The organism is Acidovorax sp. GW835-FHT14G06, from assembly GCF_058793595.1.
Map to the genome: position 1 here is coordinate 416,915 of NZ_JBXAGA010000001.1, position 14,690 is coordinate 431,604.

Sequence of the window (14,690 nt, forward strand, 5' to 3'; positions counted from 1 at the left end):
CGGATGCGCCCGCCCAGCCGTGCGGTGCGGCTCAGCCCAGCACCTCGCGCAGGGCGCCCTCGTAGAGACTGGTGAGCTTGTCCATCACGCCCAGCAGGCGTTCGCTGGTGGTCGCCACGGCACTGAGCACTGCCTCATCGGCCGGGCGGCGCAGGGCCGAGTCGAAGAACAGCCACTGCGAGTCCGCCAGCTCCAGCTCGCTGCGGATGGCGGGAGTGGACACCGGCGCCGCTTTCAGCGTCTGCAGCGCCTGCCGGAAGTCGGCGGCGTCGGCCACCAGCTGCGCCTGCACCACCTTCGACTCCACCTTGGCCGCATTCAGAAAATAGTTCTTGGCCAGGCGCTGCGACAGCATGCGCTGGCGGCCCGCCAGGTTGACCAAGCGGGCGCTGGGGGCCTGTGCCATCTTCTCGATGGACTCGGTCACGGTCTGCGCAACCAGCAGCGTGCGGTCCGCCTGCTCGGACGCCGCAACGACCAGTGCGGTCTGGGTGGCCGGCGCCGCCGTCAACTGGTTGAGCAGGGCAAACTGCTTTTGCACATCGGCCAGTTGGCGCCCCACATCGGCGGGCCATTGCCCTGACTGCATGCCCCGGGCCAGCTCGTTGCTGCCGGACTGCACCATCTTGCGTGCCAGCCCCATCACGTCCACCGCAGCGCCCGGCAGCACCTGCAGGTACTGCTGGCAATAGGCCTTGGCCATGCGTTGCGACAGTGCACGGAACCAGCCCGCATAGTTGATGGCCCCCGACAACCCCATCTGTGCCTGGGCCCCATTGGCCCAGGTGGGCAGCAGGATGCCCGCCGCCACCCATTGCACCGCCACACGGCGCTGGCATGGCATGGCGTCGGCGGAAAACCTGTTCAATACCTCGCGAACTGGCATGGGACCCCCTTGAAATCGGCTGCACATATTGTTGCAACGCAGCATTTCGACACCCTGCGCCATATCAAACATCCCCCATCCGCTAGTCCCACACACGCGGAGACGCAGAACCCACCATCAGGGTCATTGGCAAGCAGGCCCACTGATGCGCACCAAACCTGACACACTGCGCCGTTCAGGAGACAAACATGTTGATACAACTGACCTATGCCAGCCGCACGTCCCGCGTGCTCGGCCCCGCGGACATCAAGGACATCTTGAGCGCGTCGCAGCGCAACAATGCCCGCGCGGGCATCACCGGTGCGCTGTGCCTGAACAATGGCATCTTCCTGCAGCAACTCGAAGGCGATCGTGCTGCGGTCAACGCGCTGTACCACCGCCTGCTCAAGGACACGCGCCACAAGGACACGGCTGTGCTGGACTTTGGCGAGATCCCTCACCGCCGGTTTACCAGCTGGTCCATGGGGCTTCTGGGCTCGGTGGACGCCAACCGGCAGCTTTTCCTGAAATACTCCAGCACCGCCGATTTCGACCCGTTCAGCATGAACACCTTGATGCTGCGCAGCTTCTTTGACGAGATCCTGCAGAACGTGCGTTGGCTGGAGTGAGAAAATGCGGGGCATGTGCCCTCCCGTCCTGCTGAACGAGCCCACCCATGTCTGAACGCGTGATTCCGCTGGTCGATGAGCGCCTGGCCGCGCTGGCAGCGACTGTGCCAGCGCAGCTGGCGAGCCCCACGGGTCAACTCACTGACACCCGGGACCGCCCGCTGCGCGACCTGCGCATCAGCGTGACGGACCGCTGCAACTTCCGCTGCAACTACTGCATGCCCAAGGAAGTGTTCGACAAGGACTACCCCTACCTGCCGCACGGGGCGCTGCTGAGCTTTGAAGAAATCACGCGGCTGGCGCGGCTGTTTCTGGCGCACGGCGTGCGCAAGATCCGCCTGACGGGTGGCGAGCCCCTGCTGCGCAAGAACCTCGAAGACCTGGTGGCGCAACTGGCCCAGTTGCGCACCGTGGATGGCGTGGCGCCCGACCTCACGCTCACCACCAACGGGTCGTTGCTAGCGCGCAAGGCAAGAGCCTTGAAGGACGCAGGCCTGAACCGCGTGACGGTGAGCCTGGATGGCCTGGACGACACGATCTTTCGCCGCATGAACGATGTGGACTTTCCGGTGGCGGATGTGCTGGCCGGCATCGAGGCCGCGCATGCGGCAGGCCTGTCGCACATCAAGGTCAACATGGTGGTCAAGCGCGGCACCAACGACCACGAGATATTGCCGATGGCGCGGCACTTTCGGGGCACCGGCACCACGCTGCGCTTCATCGAATACATGGACGTGGGCGCCACCAACGGCTGGCGCATGGACGAGGTGCTGCCCTCGGCCGAACTCATCGAACGCCTGCGTGCCGAGCTGCCGCTGGTGCAGCTGGACCCGAGCAGCCCCGGCGAAACCGCCGAGCGCTGGGGCTACGCCAATGCCCAGGGCCAGCACGACCCCGCACTGGGCGAAGTGGGAGTGATCAGCAGCGTGACCCAGGCCTTCTGCCACGACTGCAACCGCGCGCGCCTGTCCACCGAAGGCAAGCTCTACCTGTGCCTGTTTGCCAGCCAGGGCTACGACCTGCGCAGCCTGCTGCGCGGCGGCGCGAACGATGCAGAGATTGCCGCGGCCATCGCGCCCATCTGGCAACAGCGCAACGACCGCTACTCCGAGTTGCGCAGCAGCCTGCCCGCTGACACCGGCCAGGGTGCGCGCCGCGTTGAGATGAGCTACATCGGGGGCTAGCAACTCTTTTGAAAAAGCGTTGTGCTTATGGGCAGCGCCGTCTTTCTAGCAAACTACCCATTCCCCACAGGATTTCAATTGATCAATCAGCAAGACATCACCGGCCTGGTCCTCGCAGGGGGCCGCGGCTCCCGTATGGGCGGGGTGGACAAAGGCCTGCAGAACTTTCGCGGCCTGCCGCTGGCCTTGCACACGCTGATGCGGCTACAGATGCAGACCGGCGCCACCATGGTCAATGCCAACCGCAATCTGGCGGCCTACGAGGCCTTTGGCACGCCGGTGTGGCCTGACGTGCTGAGCGACTACGCCGGGCCCCTGGCAGGCTTTCTGACCGGGCTGGAGCGCTGCGAAACCCCCTGGCTGCTGACAGTGCCCTGCGACACCCCGCTGTTTCCGCTGGACCTGGCCCAGCGCCTGGCGGCAGCGGCAGACGCTGAGGGCGCCGACATTGCCATGGCGGCGGCCCCCGAAGACGACGGCAAGGGCCAGGTCACCGTGCGCCCGCAGCCGGTGTTCTGCCTGCTGCGCGTGGACCTGCTGGAAAGCCTGGTCGCCTTCACCCAGGCCGGTGGCCGCAAGATCGACGCGTGGACAGGCCAGCACCGCTGCGCCATCGTGCCGTTCGACCAGCCGGGCGATGACCCCCAGGCCTTTTTCAACGCCAACACGCTGGCTGAGCTGCACGCGCTGGAAAACAGCAGCGCGCCCCAGGCCTGACCCACGCGCCAACCCCATGAACAGTCGCCCCCCGGTGGACGCTGGCGCGGTGCAGATCCGCCCCCTGGTCGCCGTAGACGCGGTGGCGTACAAGGCCCTGCGCGACGAGGCCCTGCGCACGGCGCCAGATGCGTTCACCTCGGACTACGAATCTTCCGTGGGCCGCAATGCCAGCGAGTACGTGGCGCGTTTTGGCGCGCTGGAGTCCGGCCAGTTCTTCCTGGGCGCCTTTGACACAGCGGGCCAGCTGCTCGGCTGCCTGGGCTGCGAGCGCGAGCAACGCACCAAGCAGCGCCACTGCGCCGTGGTGGTGGGCATGATGGTGGCGCCTGCTGCGCAGCGCCGGGGCGTTGGGCGGCAGCTCGTGGATGCCTGCGTGCAGGCCGCCAGCCAGGTGCCTGGGCTGACCCAGCTGGTGCTCACCGTCACCGCGTCCAACCAGCACGTGGTGCGCCTGTACGAGCAGGCCGGCTTCCGCGCCTGGGGCCTGCTGCCCAACGCCATCGTGGTGGATGGCGTGGGCTACGACAAGCTGCACATGGTGCGGCTGCTCTCCCACTGACTTCAAGCGAATCCCACCCATGAAAACCATTGCCCAGATAGCCGCCGAGCTGCAAGGCTACGACCCGCAGGCGCTGAGCGCCGCCGATGTGAACCAGTTTCTGGACCGGCTGGTTGAGCCCGTCACCGCCACCGAAGTGCTGCCGCTGTTCAGCGCGCTGGGCCGCGTGCTGGCGCAGGATGTGATCTCGCCCGTCAGCGTGCCGCCCCACGACAACTCGGCCATGGACGGCTACGCTTTTGCGGGCGCGCAACTGGTGCCTGGGCAGCCGCTCACCCTGCGCGTGGTGGGCACCGCCCTTGCGGGCAAGGCCTGGGCAGGCACGGTGGCTGCGGGCGAATGCGTGAAGATCATGACCGGCGCCATCATGCCCGCCGGGCTGGACACTGTGGTGCCGCAGGAGTTCACCACCGCCGCTGCCGACGGCCAGATCACCATCGCAGCCGATGTGCTGCGCGCCGGAGACAACCGCCGCTTCAAGGGCGAAGACATCATGCAAGGCCGCGTGGCCCTGGCCCGTGGCGAGCTGCTGACGCCCGCCGCCCTGGGCCTGGTGGCCAGCCTGGGCCTGCCCAGCGTCACGGTGTACCGTCGACTGCGGGTGGCGTACTTCTCCACCGGCGATGAGATCCTGAGCCTGGGCGAGGCTCCCCGTGAAGGCGCCGTGTATGACAGCAACCGCTACACCGTGTTCGGCCTGCTCACGCGCATGGGGCTGGAGGTGATTGACCTGGGCGTGGTGCGCGACGAACCTGCACTGCTCGAAGCTGCCTTTCTCCAGGCGGCCCAGCAGGCCGACGCCATCATCACCAGCGGAGGCGTGAGTGTGGGCGAGGCCGACCACACCCGCACCATGATGAAAAAGCTGGGCGACGTGGCCTTCTGGCGCATCGCCATGCGCCCCGGCCGCCCCATGGCCGTGGGGCGCATCGGCAACGCAGAAAATCAAGCCGTTTCGGCCTCAAGCGCCAGTGCATCATGCTCTAACAGCTATCAAAATGATATCAATACAGCCCCCGGTGGCGCAGTGCTCTTCGGGCTGCCCGGCAACCCCGTGGCGGTAATGGTGACCTTTCTCGCCTTTGTGCGCCCCGCCCTGCTGCGCATGATGGGCAGCACCCGCGCGGCGCCCCCGCTGCTGCGCGCCATCAGCACCGAGCCCATGCGCAAGAAGCCCGGCCGCACCGAATACCAGCGTGGCCTGGTCACCACCGCGGCCGACGGCACGCTGCAGGTGCGCACCACCGGCAACCAGGGCTCGGGCGTGCTCAGCTCCATGGTGCAGGCCAATGGGCTCATCGTGCTGCACCACGGGCAAGGCAATGTGGCGGTGGGCGATGCGGTGGACGTGATGGTGTTTGAGGGAGTGATCTGACACGGCAATGCGCCGCCAGCCAGTGCATGCCATCGGCCGCCAAGGTAACCTGAAACCAGCCTCTCGCCCTGTTCACAAACCGCGAATCACGCAATGCCCTACGCCGCCCAACACCTTGCACAACCCCCATCCCGAGACGATGTGGACCGCCTGCCCGGCGCCACGGTGGTCGAGTTCGGTACCCCCTGGTGCGGCCACTGCCAGCGCGCCCAGCAACTGATCGAAACCGCCCTGAAAGACCGCGCGGACATTGCCCACGTCAAGGTGGAAGACGGCCCTGGCCGGCGCCTGGGCCGCACGTTCGGCGTGAAGCTGTGGCCGACACTGGTCTTTATGAAAGACGGCAAGGAAGTGGCGCGCCTGGTACGCCCGCAGAGCGGCCAGGAATTGCAGAACGCGGTGCAGGCGGTGCTGGCCTAAGCCACCCGCGCTGCAACCCGCTGGACCCAGACCGTCCTCACGCTGGCACCGCACAACAGAAAGCAGAAAGGCCCCTGCCGGGCCCTTTCTTGTCTTGCTTTGCTTCTGCTGTTTTGGCAGCTCACTTTGCACTCCCACTGAAGGCTACTTGGCCACATAGTCGTGCGGGTGCACTGGGTGGGCTGGCTGATCCACGGCCACCGCTGTGTTGGCCCCCGGCACCGCCTTGCGGGCAAACAGCGTGTACATGGTGGGCACCACAAAAATGGTGAGCAGCGTGCCCAGCGACATGCCACCCACAATCACCCAGCCGATCTGGGTGCGCGTTTCGGCGCCAGCGCCCGTGGCCAAAGCCAGGGGAATGGCGCCCAGCACCATGGCCCCCGTGGTCATCAGGATGGGGCGCAGTCGCTGGGCCGAGGCCTTGACCAGCGCGTCCACCATCTCCATGCCCTCTTCGCGCAGCTGGTTGGTGAACTCCACGATCAGGATGCCGTGTTTGGTGATCAGGCCCACCAGCGTGATCAGCCCGATCTGCGAATAGACGTTGAGCGAGCCGCCGCTCCACTTGAGCGCCAGCAGCGCACCGATCATCGACAGCGGCACCGACACCATGATGACCAGCGGGTCGATGAAGCTTTCGAACTGCGCGGCAAGCACCAGGAAGATGAACACCAGCGCCAGCACAAACACCACGCCCAGCGCGCCTTGCGAGTTCTTGAACTCCCGCGAGGTGTCGTTCAGGTCGGTGGTGTAGCCGGGCTTGAGCACCTTGGCCGCCGTCTCGTTCATGAAGGTGATGGCCTGGCCCAGCGAGTAGTCGGACGACAGGTTGGCCGTGATGGTGGCCGAGCGGCGCTGACCAAAGTGGTTCAGCTCGCGCGGGCTCACGCTTTCGCGCACGTTGACCAGGCTGGTCAGCGGGATCATCGCGTCGTTGCGGCCGCGCACATAGATGGTGTCGATGTTCTCGGGCGTGGTGCGGCCCCGCGCCTCGGTCTGCACGATCACGTCGTACTGCTCGGCATCGCGTTTGTAACGTGTGACGGTGCGGCCGCCCAGCATAGTCTCGATGGCCTTGGCCACCACTTCCACGCTCACGCCCAGGTCGGCGGCGCGTTCACGGTTGACCTCGATGCGCAGCTCTGGCTTGTTCAGGCGCAGGTCCACGTCAGGGGACACGATGCCGGGGTTCTGCGCAATCTCGGCCATGAAGGCAGCCACCACCTTGCTCAGGTTTTCGTAGCTGTCCGAGGTCTGGATCACGTAGGTGAGTGGCCGCGAGCGAAAGCCCTGGCCCAACGATGGCGGCGTGATCAGGAAGGCATTCACGCCGGGCAGGCCCGCCACCTTGGGCTGCAGCTCCTTGGCCAGGGCCAGCGTGGTGCGGTCGCGCTTTTCCCAGTCGACGGTACGGTAGATCACGCTGCCTTGCGCCACCGTGGGGTTGCCGATGTTGGCGAACACGCGGTCGAATTCGGGGTAGGTGTTGCCGATCTTTTCCAGCTCCAGTGCATAGCGGTTGGTGTAGTCCAGCGTGGCACCGTCGGGCGCGGTCACACTGGCCAAAATGGTGCCCCGGTCTTCCAGCGGCGACAGCTCCTGCCGCATGCTGGGGAACACCAGCACCAGCGCCGCGCCGCTCAGGGCCATAACGCCCAGCACGATCCAGCGGGCCTGGAACAGCGCACCCCGCACGCCACTGCGCCCCGCGCCCGCACCACCCCAGCGGGCCGTGACGATCCAGCGCAGCAGGCGGCCATAGGCATCCGAGAGTGCGGTGAGCCAACGCTCCATGGAGCGGTCAAACCAATTGGGATTCGGGTTGTGCTTGAGCAGCAGCGAACACATCATGGGCGAGAGCGTCAACGCCACAAAGCCCGACACCACCACGGCCCCGGCCAGCGCCAGCGCAAACTCCACGAACAAGCGCCCCGTGCGGCCGGGTGTGAATGCGAGTGGCGCATACACCGCCACCAGCGTGAGCGTCATGGCAACGATGGCAAAGCCGATTTCGCGTGCGCCCTTGATGGCTGCAGAAAACGGGTCGAGCCCCTCTTCGATGTGGCGGTAGATGTTCTCCAGCATCACGATGGCGTCGTCCACCACCAGGCCAATGGCCAGCACCAGCGCCAGCAGCGTGAGCGTGTTGATCGAAAAGCCGGCCAGCGACATCAGCGCAAAACTGCCCACCAGGCTGACCGGGATGGTGATGATGGGAATGATGGACGCACGGAACGTGCGCAAGAACACAAAGATCACCAGGGCGACCAGCACCACGGCCTCGATGATGGTGGAGTACACGCTCTTGATGGAGCGGTCGATGAACAGCGAGTTGTCGTTGGCAATGTCGATGCCGATGTCTGGCGGCAGGTCGGCCTTGAGCAAGGGGATCATGGCGCGCACGCCTTTGGACAGCTCCAGCGGGTTGGCCGTGGCCTGGCGGATCACACCCACCGAGATCGCATCGCGGCCATTGAGCCGCACGCGGCTGCGGTCGCTGGCAGGGCCTTCTTCAACCCGGGCCACATCACGCACGCGCACTGAAAACCCGTTGACCGTGCGGATCACGATGTCGGAAAACTGCGCCGGGGTTTTCAGGTCGGTCTGGGACGTCACGCTGAACTCGCGCTGCTGCGATTCAATGCGGCCTGCCGGCAGTTCCAGGTTGTTGCGGCGGATGGCATCTTCCACGTCCTGCGTGGTCAAGCGATAGCCGGCCATGCGCTCGGGGTCCAGCCACACGCGCATGGCGTATTTGCGCTCGCCATAAATCGGCACATCCGCCACACCGGTCACCGTCTGCAACCGGGGCTTGACGATGCGGTTGATCAGGTCATTGATCTCCAGCGGGCTGCGTGTATCGCTGCTGAAGGCGAGCCACAGCACGGGCGATGCATCGGCCTCTACCTTGGCAATCACGGGCTCATCCACCGCGAGCGGCAGGCGGTTGCGCACACGGGCGGTGCGGTCGCGCACTTCAGCGGCGGCGTTGTCAGCGTCCTTCTCCAGGCGAAAGCGCACGCTGATCTGGCTTTGCTCGGCCCGGCTGATGGAGGTGATCACATCCACGGCGTCGATACCGGCGATGGAGTCTTCGAGCGGCTTGGTCACCTGCGATTCGATGACCTCGGCCGACGCGCCCGCATACCGCACGCTGACGGTGACCACGGGTTCGTCGATCTTGGGGTATTCGCGCACCGACAGGCGCGTGAAGCTCACCGCGCCAATCAACAGCACCAGCAGTGACAGCACGGTGGCAAATACCGGCCGGCGGATGGAGATTTCAGCGAGTTGCATGGCAGTCCAGAGGCATCAGAGGGTGACGACAGGCAGTCCGTCAGACGGGAGGGCGGCTGCCAGTGGGCGTGGACCGGCTGGAGGTTCCGGCCAGCTGGCAAGGGTTGGGGCCGGGCAGCGGATCGGTTTCGCTGCGAGCCGCCATCACGCGGGCCCCCGAGGGGGCGGCAACAGGAGATGGAGATGCCGATGCCGCAGAGGTGCTCGGCGCAGGCGCAGGCGCATCAGCCACTGGTGCTGCCTTTTGGCCCGCCCCGGTCGCAGCACCTGAAGCGCCCGAAGCCGGCCGCGTTGCTGCGGCCGCCGCACCACCGTTGCCCTGCTTGCCCAGCTCCACCACGCGCACCTCTGTGCCGTCCTTGCGGATGCGCTGCTGGCCCGCCGTGACCACCAGGTCGCCGGTGCCCAAACCATCGACCACCTCCACCCACCCAGGCGAACGGGCGCCCAGCTTGACCGGTGTGCGGCGCGTCACCTTGCTGCCTGGCTCCTTGCCTTCCACCACCTTGAGCACATAGGGGCTGGTGCCGTCGGGCACGATGGCTTCCTCGGGCACCACGCGCGCGTCGCTGCGTTCGGAAAACACGGTCGTCACCCGCGCGAACATGCCGGGGCGCAGCTGCAGGCGGCGGTTGTCGATGCAGCCACGCACCGCGATGGCCCGCCCATCCGCATCGATCTGCGGGCTGATGGCCTGCACCACGGCGGCGTAACGCGCGCCTGGCAATGCATCAAACGCTATCTGCGCGGCCTGCCCCGGGCGCACCTTGCTCTGCAGCCGCTCGGGCAGACGGAAGTCCACATAGACCGCATCAAGGTCTTCGATATTGACGATATCGGCCCCGTCCTTGAGGTAGTCGCCCACGCTCACGCCCCGGATACCCGCAATGCCATCGAACGGGGCCACGATCTTCAGACGCTGGGCCGTTGCCTGGGCCAGCGCCAACTTGGCCTGGGCCACCTCCAGGTTGGCGGCACTCTCGTCCACCGAACGCTGGCTGATGAAGCTCTGGGCCACCAGCTCCTGGTTGCGTTTGTGGTTGGCCTGGGCGATGGACAGCTCGGCCTGGCTTTGCTGGATCTGCGCACGGGGCAGCTGGTCGTCAAACTGCACCAGCACCTGCCCGCGCTGCACGCGCTGGCCGTCACGGAAGTTGAGCTGGGTGATGCGCCCGCCCACTTCGGGCCGAAGCATCACGCTCTGGCGCGACCGCAGGCTGCCCACGGCTTCAGCATCGTCGCGCAGCGCCATCTGCCGCACGGTCACTGCCTCTACGGCCACAGGGCGGCCAGCACCAGCGGGTGCACCACCGCCAGCCGGTGTGCCAGCGCCTGCCCCCGCCTCGGCACGCTGCTGCGGCTGTGCGGGTTTCTGGAGCCACCAGGCAGCGCCCGATGCGGCAGCCATGCCGATGACAGCGAAAACGATGTACTTGTACTTGTTCTTGGACGCCATGGGTCAGTCAATCCAGTGAGGTGGGATGCGCAGTCACACAATGTAACAGTGGGTGTATGCAGCCGCAGCCACCCTCAGCAATATCCCCGGGGCATGCGCCGCTGGAGGTTGCAGGCTGTACCTGGCGCGGGCGCAAAAAAAGCCTCCAAAGAGGCTTGCACGGGAGGAGTTGTCGACGATGGACTACCTGCGGCCCAGGGCCTGGTCCACGCCCCGGTTGGCCAGCGCGTCGGCCCGCTCGTTGCCTGGGTCGCCAGAATGCCCCTTCACCCAGCGCCATTCAATGCGGTGACCGCCGGTGCTGACCAGCGCATCCAGCCGCTGCCACAGCTCCACGTTCTTGACCGGCTGCTTGGAGGCCGTGCGCCAGCCCTTGGCCTTCCAGCCGTGAATCCACTCCGTGATGCCCTTGCGCACGTACTCGCTGTCCAGATACAGCGTCACGGCACAGGGGCGCTTGAGGGCCGACAACGCCTCAATCACCGCCATCAGCTCCATGCGGTTGTTGGTGGTGCCCAGTTCGCCGCCGAACAGCTCTTTTTCGGTCGCACCGGAGCGCAGCAATACGCCCCACCCGCCGGGGCCCGGATTGCCCTTGCAGGCGCCATCGGTGTAAATCTCTACCTGGTTCAAACTCTGTTCCTGACAATGTGGTGAATGGTTGCTGGGCGGGGCATGGCCCCCCATGGCAACCACAAAAAACTGTGCTCAAGGCTTGTGCCGGGCCGCAGTGGGCGCAGTCCGCGAAGCACTCACCCCGCGCTGGGACGCCCGGTTGGCGATGGGCACGGTGCCCGCAGCGCGCTGGCGGTGGGAGCGCCAGGCGGGCTCCAGCAAACGCATGCCATGCACCCGTTTGACAGCAACCAGGAAATACGCGGCACCCAGAATGGGCCACCACTTCTCACCCAAAGGGTCCATCCAGCCAAAACGCTCCAGCCACTGCGGGCTGCGCACCGCTGGACGATAACAGCCAAACCGGGCCGATTCGACCTCGAAGTTCAAAAGCCGCAGCCAATCGCGCAGGCGGCGATAGCCGATGAACTCCCCCACGTCGGGCAGGTACAGCGTGCCCCGCCCCAGGCGCTGATACAGGCGTGCACGCCGCTGCCGCAGGCCCCACAGGCTGGTGGGGTTCAGGCCGCTGATGACCACACGCCCTTCGGGTACCAGCACCCGCTCCACCTCGCGCAGCGCAGCATGTGGGTCGATGCTCAACTCCAGTGTGTGAGGCAACACCAGCAGGTCCAGACTGGCAGCAGAGAAAGGCAGAGCCACAGGCTCGGTGAGCAGATCCACCGCGCGGCGCTGCAGCGGGCCGTCGTCACCACCAGCCTCCACAAAGGCGATGGAACCCTCCACGGCCTCTTGCCCCATGGCGAGCCACTGATGCGGCATGCGGTTGGCGCGCAGGCCGTCCAGCAACGGCATGCCGAGCTGAATGCTGTGGTAGCCAAAGATATCCGCCACCGCCTCGTCAAAGCGCGCCTGCTCCCATGCGAGCAGATAACGGCCGGGGGGGGAGTCGAACCAGTGGTGCAAACCTATAATTTGATCGCTCATGAACTTGCTACCGCTGCCCGCCTTTACCGACAACTACATCTGGATGCTGCACGACGGCCACCAGGCCATCGTGGTGGACCCGGGAGAAGCCGCGCCGGTGGAGCAGGCCTTGCACCGTTGCGGCCTGTCATTGCAGGCCATTCTAGTCACGCACCACCATGCCGATCATGTCGGCGGAGTCGATGCACTGCGCCACGCCACCGGTGCACAGGTGTATGGTCCAGCGCGGGAGCGCATGCCCGAGCCGCTGTTGCGACTGGAGCAAGGCGACACCGTCACCACGCTGGGGCTGCAGTTCCAGGTCATCGACGTGCCAGGGCACACGGCGGGCCACATTGCCTACTACTGCCCCGAGATGGACGGTGCACCCCTGCTGTTTTGCGGCGATACGCTGTTCTCGGGCGGCTGTGGCCGGCTGTTTGAAGGCACACCCGCGCAAATGCTCGACTCGCTGGACCGGCTGGCCGCACTGCCTGGCAACACCCGCGTGTGCTGCACCCACGAGTACACACTGTCCAACCTGAAGTTTGCGCGGGCCGTGGAACCTGGCAACGCCGCCCTGCTCCACTACAGCAGCCAATGCGAAGCCTTGCGGGCGCAGAACCAGCCCACACTGCCGTCGCACATGGCGCTGGAGCGAGACATCAACCCCTTTCTGCGCGTACGTCGGAGCCCGGTGGCACAAGCCGCCCAGGGCTACGACGCGCAGGTGCCCCTTGACGACGCCGTAGCGGTGCTGGCCGCGCTGCGTCAATGGAAAAACGAGTTCCGATGAAAATTTTGCACATTGCCTGCCTGGCTGGCCTTTTGTGGCTGACAGGCTGCGCCACCACGGGTTCGGCGCCGGACCAAGGATCCGCAGGCGGCAACACTACCAGCACGAAGAGCACGGCGACGCCCCACACACCCGTCATCCCTAACGGCCCGCTCAAACCCATCACCGCAGCGCGGGCCGCGAGTGGCGAGGTAGCGTCGTTGTCGGCCCCCGCCGACTTGTGGGACCGCATACGGCGCGGCTTTGCCATGCCTGACCTGCAGCATGAGCTGGTGCAGGACCGGGAGCAGTGGTACGCCACACGCCCCGACTACATGCAGCGCATGACAGAGCGGTCCAGCAAGTACTTGTTCCACATCGTTGAAGAGCTGGAACGCCGAGGCATGCCGACCGAGCTCGCGCTGCTGCCCTACATCGAAAGCGCGTTCAACCCCCAGGCAGTATCGAGCGCCAAGGCCGCGGGCATGTGGCAGTTCATGCCCGCCACGGGCAACTATTTCGACCTCAAGCAAAACGCCTTCCGCGACGACCGCCGGGATGTGCTCGCGTCAACCCGCGCGGCGCTGGACTACCTGCAAAAGCTCTATGGCATGTTTGGCGACTGGCATCTGGCCCTGGCCGCCTACAACTGGGGTGAAGGCAGCGTGAGCCGTGCCATTGCGCGCAACCAGAAGCTGGGCCTGGGCACCACCTACACCGACCTGAACATGCCTGCGGAAACCCGCATGTATGTGCCCAAGCTGCAGGCGGTCAAGAACATCGTGGCCAACCCCGATGCCTTCCGCACAGAGCTGCCCCTGATCGAGAACCACCCCTACTTTCAGACCGTGGACATCACACACGACATCGATGTGTCGCTGGTGGCCACGCTGGCGGGTATTCGCGAGGAGGATTTCCGGGCGCTCAACCCGTCGTACAAGCGACCCGTGATTCTGGCCGCAGGCACACCGCAGATTTTGCTGCCCTGGGACAACGCCAAGGTGTTCCAGCGCAACCTGGAGGCCAAGCGCGAAGGGCAGTACGCAAGCTGGACCGTGTGGTCTGTACCCACCACCATGACTGTGGCCGAGGCAGCACAACGTGCAGGCATGAGCGAGGCGGATCTGCGCAGCATGAACAACATCCCGCCGCGCATGCTCATCAAGGCGGGCTCGGCGCTGATGGTGCCCCGCTCCACCACCACACGGCAAGACGTGTCGTCCCACCTGGCCGACAACGGTCAACTGAGCCTCACCCCCGAGATCGTCACCCGCCGTACCACAGTGCGCGCCGGCAAGGGAGACACGGTGGCCAGCATTGCACGGCGCTACAAGCTGGCGGCGGCCAACGTGGCGGACTGGAACGAGGTACGGGCGAATGCCGCGTTCAAGGTGGGCCAGCAGATCGTGGTGTACCTGCCGGTGCGCCAGAGTCAGGCGCGCAGCGGTGGCAGCAGTGCCCGCGCATCGGCCGCCACCTCGGGCAAACGCCAGGCTCCAGCGCCTGCGCGGCGTGGCGGATCCCCCTCCAAGGTCAAGCGCCGCTGAGCCGCAGACGCCTCAGCAAAGCCACCTGGGCCTGGCGAGCCCGGCATTGCTTGGCCGGTCGCTGGGCCCATGCATCAGAACCGGAGCGTGTGCATGCCCAGCAACCCCAGGATGCCCATGATGATGAGATAAAGCGCCACGATGGTGCTGAGCAAACGCGGCATGACCAGGATGAGGATGCCTGCGATCAGGGAGACGAGCGGACCGATGCTAAGGCTCAGCGACATGGTGGATATTCCTTGAAAAATGGAACGAGGATGGCGCAGCAGAACCGCTGCACGCGTGGTCTGCGCGATGCATATCGCGCAGTGTGATTGC

14 protein-coding genes are annotated in these 14,690 nt (G+C 65.9%); 8 read left to right on the forward strand and 6 right to left on the reverse strand.

All coding sequences use genetic code 11. The features are described from left to right. Window positions 1–31 precede the first annotated feature (31 nt). Entirely contained in the window at window positions 32–886 is an 855-nt protein-coding gene (locus tag AC1Q64_RS01850; RefSeq protein WP_492250253.1) for a type IV pili methyl-accepting chemotaxis transducer N-terminal domain-containing protein, read from the reverse strand. 188 nt (window positions 887–1,074) lie between these two features. Here AC1Q64_RS01850 and AC1Q64_RS01855 point away from each other — a divergent pair, with 188 nt between their 5' ends. From AC1Q64_RS01855 to AC1Q64_RS01880, 6 genes are all read left to right on the forward strand, one after another. Beyond that, window positions 1,075–1,494: a BLUF domain-containing protein gene (locus AC1Q64_RS01855; protein WP_492250254.1), complete on the forward strand. Its 420-nt coding sequence runs from the start codon at window positions 1,075–1,077 to the stop codon at window positions 1,492–1,494. Between the two features lie 47 nt (window positions 1,495–1,541). Beyond that, window positions 1,542–2,678, forward strand: a complete 1,137-nt coding sequence (gene moaA, locus AC1Q64_RS01860; protein ID WP_492250255.1) for a GTP 3',8-cyclase MoaA — start codon at window positions 1,542–1,544, stop codon at window positions 2,676–2,678. Window positions 2,679–2,756: 78 nt separating this feature from the next. Continuing rightward, window positions 2,757–3,395 (forward strand): molybdenum cofactor guanylyltransferase MobA, encoded by a 639-nt coding sequence (gene mobA, locus AC1Q64_RS01865; RefSeq protein ID WP_492250256.1) that lies wholly within the window; start codon window positions 2,757–2,759, stop codon window positions 3,393–3,395. Window positions 3,396–3,411: 16 nt separating this feature from the next. Further along, window positions 3,412–3,957, forward strand: coding sequence for a GNAT family N-acetyltransferase (locus AC1Q64_RS01870; RefSeq protein WP_492250257.1), 546 nt, complete (start codon window positions 3,412–3,414; stop codon window positions 3,955–3,957). A 19-nt stretch (window positions 3,958–3,976) separates the two neighbouring features. Beyond that, the gene (gene moeA / locus AC1Q64_RS01875; protein ID WP_492250258.1) at window positions 3,977–5,332 is read left to right on the forward strand and encodes a molybdopterin molybdotransferase MoeA; all 1,356 of its coding nucleotides are present in this window, start codon (window positions 3,977–3,979) and stop codon (window positions 5,330–5,332) included. A gap of 93 nt (window positions 5,333–5,425) precedes the next feature. Next, complete coding sequence (locus AC1Q64_RS01880; RefSeq protein ID WP_492250259.1) at window positions 5,426–5,752, forward strand: thioredoxin family protein; 327 nt, start codon at window positions 5,426–5,428, stop codon at window positions 5,750–5,752. Between the two features lie 144 nt (window positions 5,753–5,896). Here AC1Q64_RS01880 and AC1Q64_RS01885 read toward each other — a convergent pair whose 3' ends face one another. From AC1Q64_RS01885 to AC1Q64_RS01900, 4 genes are all read right to left on the reverse strand, one after another. Continuing rightward, window positions 5,897–9,052 carry an efflux RND transporter permease subunit gene (locus AC1Q64_RS01885; protein WP_492250260.1) on the reverse strand — a complete coding sequence of 1,052 codons (3,156 nt, stop codon included), beginning with the start codon at window positions 9,050–9,052 and terminating at the stop codon, window positions 5,897–5,899. Between the two features lie 40 nt (window positions 9,053–9,092). After that, complete coding sequence (locus tag AC1Q64_RS01890) at window positions 9,093–10,508, reverse strand: efflux RND transporter periplasmic adaptor subunit (RefSeq protein ID WP_492250261.1); 1,416 nt, start codon at window positions 10,506–10,508, stop codon at window positions 9,093–9,095. Window positions 10,509–10,691: 183 nt separating this feature from the next. Further along, complete coding sequence (gene rnhA / locus AC1Q64_RS01895) at window positions 10,692–11,141, reverse strand: ribonuclease HI (protein WP_015013609.1); 450 nt, start codon at window positions 11,139–11,141, stop codon at window positions 10,692–10,694. Window positions 11,142–11,216: 75 nt separating this feature from the next. Continuing rightward, window positions 11,217–12,071 (reverse strand): class I SAM-dependent methyltransferase, encoded by an 855-nt coding sequence (locus AC1Q64_RS01900; RefSeq protein ID WP_492250262.1) that lies wholly within the window; start codon window positions 12,069–12,071, stop codon window positions 11,217–11,219. Here AC1Q64_RS01900 and gloB point away from each other — a divergent pair. Both gloB and AC1Q64_RS01910 read left to right on the forward strand, forming a co-directional pair. After that, on the forward strand, window positions 12,070–12,846 hold the full coding sequence (gene gloB / locus AC1Q64_RS01905; RefSeq protein WP_291433091.1) for a hydroxyacylglutathione hydrolase: 777 nt from the start codon (window positions 12,070–12,072) through the stop codon (window positions 12,844–12,846). The two genes, AC1Q64_RS01900 and gloB, sit on opposite strands and share 2 nt — an antisense overlap. Then, complete coding sequence (locus tag AC1Q64_RS01910) at window positions 12,843–14,372, forward strand: transglycosylase SLT domain-containing protein (protein ID WP_492250263.1); 1,530 nt, start codon at window positions 12,843–12,845, stop codon at window positions 14,370–14,372. The genes gloB and AC1Q64_RS01910 overlap by 4 nt, the downstream gene beginning before the upstream one ends. A gap of 74 nt (window positions 14,373–14,446) precedes the next feature. Here the strand turns inward: AC1Q64_RS01910 and AC1Q64_RS01915 are convergent, their stop codons facing one another. After that, on the reverse strand, window positions 14,447–14,599 hold the full coding sequence (locus AC1Q64_RS01915; protein ID WP_015013605.1) for a DUF3096 domain-containing protein: 153 nt from the start codon (window positions 14,597–14,599) through the stop codon (window positions 14,447–14,449). Window positions 14,600–14,690: the final 91 nt, after the last annotated feature.

What these genes read in the sequence shown, in the direction of transcription:
- AC1Q64_RS01850 (WP_492250253.1), bottom strand. Translation starts at nt 886, where the DNA reads ATGCCAGTTCGCGAGGTATTGAACAGGTTTTCCGCCGACGCCATGCCA.
- AC1Q64_RS01855 (WP_492250254.1), top strand. Translation starts at nt 1,075, where the DNA reads ATGTTGATACAACTGACCTATGCCAGCCGCACGTCCCGCGTGCTCGGC.
- moaA (WP_492250255.1), top strand. Translation starts at nt 1,542, where the DNA reads ATGTCTGAACGCGTGATTCCGCTGGTCGATGAGCGCCTGGCCGCGCTG.
- AC1Q64_RS01870 (WP_492250257.1), top strand. Translation starts at nt 3,412, where the DNA reads ATGAACAGTCGCCCCCCGGTGGACGCTGGCGCGGTGCAGATCCGCCCC.
- moeA (WP_492250258.1), top strand. Translation starts at nt 3,977, where the DNA reads ATGAAAACCATTGCCCAGATAGCCGCCGAGCTGCAAGGCTACGACCCG.
- AC1Q64_RS01880 (WP_492250259.1), top strand. Translation starts at nt 5,426, where the DNA reads ATGCCCTACGCCGCCCAACACCTTGCACAACCCCCATCCCGAGACGAT.
- AC1Q64_RS01885 (WP_492250260.1), bottom strand. Translation starts at nt 9,052, where the DNA reads ATGCAACTCGCTGAAATCTCCATCCGCCGGCCGGTATTTGCCACCGTG.
- AC1Q64_RS01890 (WP_492250261.1), bottom strand. Translation starts at nt 10,508, where the DNA reads ATGGCGTCCAAGAACAAGTACAAGTACATCGTTTTCGCTGTCATCGGC.
- gloB (WP_291433091.1), top strand. Translation starts at nt 12,070, where the DNA reads ATGAACTTGCTACCGCTGCCCGCCTTTACCGACAACTACATCTGGATG.
- AC1Q64_RS01900 (WP_492250262.1), bottom strand. Translation starts at nt 12,071, where the DNA reads ATGAGCGATCAAATTATAGGTTTGCACCACTGGTTCGACTCCCCCCCC.
- AC1Q64_RS01910 (WP_492250263.1), top strand. Translation starts at nt 12,843, where the DNA reads ATGAAAATTTTGCACATTGCCTGCCTGGCTGGCCTTTTGTGGCTGACA.
- AC1Q64_RS01915 (WP_015013605.1), bottom strand. Translation starts at nt 14,599, where the DNA reads ATGTCGCTGAGCCTTAGCATCGGTCCGCTCGTCTCCCTGATCGCAGGC.